General features: G+C 37.5%; 3 protein-coding genes. 1 reads left to right on the top strand and 2 read right to left on the bottom strand.

Annotated elements, in window-relative coordinates; genetic code table 11:
- Nucleotides 1–446 precede the first annotated feature (446 nt).
- The gene (locus M3202_RS21910; protein WP_251225342.1) at nt 447–1,028 is read left to right on the top strand and encodes a hypothetical protein; all 582 of its coding nucleotides are present in this window, start codon (nt 447–449) and stop codon (nt 1,026–1,028) included.
- 76 nt (nt 1,029–1,104) lie between these two features.
- Here the strand turns inward: M3202_RS21910 and rlmH are convergent, their stop codons facing one another.
- Nucleotides 1,105–1,584, bottom strand: coding sequence for a 23S rRNA (pseudouridine(1915)-N(3))-methyltransferase RlmH (gene rlmH / locus M3202_RS21905; protein WP_251225341.1), 480 nt, complete (start codon nt 1,582–1,584; stop codon nt 1,105–1,107).
- Between the two features lie 70 nt (nt 1,585–1,654).
- A complete protein-coding gene (locus tag M3202_RS21900; protein ID WP_251195518.1) occupies nt 1,655–1,819 on the bottom strand; it encodes a CxxH/CxxC protein in 165 nt (54 codons plus the stop codon).
- Nucleotides 1,820–2,030: the final 211 nt, after the last annotated feature.

Here is a 2,030-nt window from a genome sequence, read left to right as displayed (position 1 = left end):
ATCGTATAGCCAAGTCCCTTTCTAGCAAGCAGACTAGTCAAGCCGCGTAATTAATTTTTTAAAAACACTAAAAGCGAAATGGGGGTCGTCTAACAATCGTGAACTAGGCTTTATGAAATTGATTCAAATACTATTGATTTACTATTTATTTTTCTATCAATCATTTGTTTAGGTTTAGGTTTAATTTCTGGAAAGGTCAGTAAATCAATTTTTGCTGCTTCTGGAATGGTTGTAAAAAAGTTTGACTTTTTAAGTATTATTATTTTTATGCTAGTAATAATAATAATCTTTAAAGAAATGACCTTCGCTTTCTTATACTATATTGGTTACTATGCTACTACCTCAAAAAATAAAAAGTAGCTAAAAAGTAGACAAATTTAATTTACCTATTCAGCGATGCTTGTTACATACTTATTATTTACAATAAATTGAAACGGAGTTATATAATGCAAATAACAACATTAATTATTGCAGTTGCTGGTTTAGCATTAAGTCTAGTTAATACGTTAACTGCCATCTATAAAGAGTTTTTTAAAAAACCACCAAAACCTTATCTAGATGTATATTGTGATTATGCATATTGGAGATACCCACATAAGCACAATAAAACTCAATGTCAAATTGATTTAACTGTGGTACCACATGTTCAAGCTAATATGGTGAAAAAGATAACATTTATTAATAAGAAGCACTCTGAAGTTTTTACAGCATTTGATGATAAAAGTAACTATGTTCACTTTTATAAAATTGAGGAAAATTTATATGGAGAGAAGATTTTCTCCAAACATTCCTTTGCTAGGCTAAAGGAGCTTATTACAGAAACAAATAAGGCTAACAGAAAAGATGTAAGAAATATTAACTTACCTGAGAATTTCGCGTATAGTTTTACATTATGTGAAAAATTTGATGGTGCAAGGTATCCCGATAGTTATGAGGACCTTCCAAGTGATGGTTGGCATATACAAATTTTAGACTCTTATAACGAAGTATTTGAAGTACCTATAGAATTTGAGCTAACCAATAACTAGTGTGATCAAGGAACAGAAGTCTAATAGGCTCCTGTTCCTTATTTTATAAAAATTATTAACTAGTTCAAAACCTCATTTACTTATGATACGGCGCTCCCCTTACAATCCGAAACGCCCGATACACCTGCTCTAACAAAATTAAACGCATAAGCTGATGGGGAAACGTCATTTTCGAAAAGGACAGCTTTTCGTTGGCGCGCTGCAGAACGGCGTCGCTAAGGCCGAGAGAACCGCCAATGACAAAGACGACCTTACTTTTCCCATAAGTGGCGAGTTTATCTATTATATCGGCTAATTCTTCTGAGCTTTTCATTTTTCCATCGATGGCAAGGGCAATAACATGGGCGTCGGGTGGGATTTTGGCGAGGAGTTTGGCGCCTTCTTTTTGTTTGATTAGTTCGCTGTCGGCGGGGCTGAGGTTTTCGGGTGCTTTTTCGTCGGGGATTTCGATGATGTCGAGCTTGGCGTAGGCGCTGAGGCGCTTTGTGTATTCGGCGATGCCTTGTTTTAAGTATTTTTCTTTTAGCTTGCCGACGGCAAGAATTGTGATGTTCACAGTGTTTGTAACTCCTTTCGGGGAAGGTTATCCACAGCAGTTATCCACATATCAACATTGTGGATTGTGATTATTCGGCTTCTACCTTATATTTGGCTGTTTTTTCACAGAAGCTGCATGCTGTGGATAACGTTTCTTGCTCTGTTAGAGCTGTCATGATTGGTGCGCTTTCGTGCTCGTCGACGACTGTGTCGAGCGCGATGTCAATATGGTCGTGGCAGGCATAATAGGTCATGATAATCGTCCTTTCTCTAGTCCGCTTCCATTATAGCATACCCATTTCTGGCCTGTGGATAAAATTATATGAGCTTAAATTAATAAAAATCGAGTAGGAGGGGGCGACTAACCCCCGACCTCTCACACCACCGTACGTACGGATCCGTATACGGCGGTTTCAGTTAAGTCTGACGAAGGGTTTCATAACGTTCCAGTACGCTCTTGAGCCC

The sequence above is a fragment of the Halalkalibacter oceani genome, from assembly GCF_023715605.1.
GTDB classification, from domain to species: domain Bacteria; phylum Bacillota; class Bacilli; order Bacillales; family Bacillaceae_D; genus Halalkalibacter; species Halalkalibacter oceani.
The sequence above is the reverse complement of the archived record's forward strand: the minus strand, read 5'-3'. Positions and strand labels throughout refer to the sequence as shown.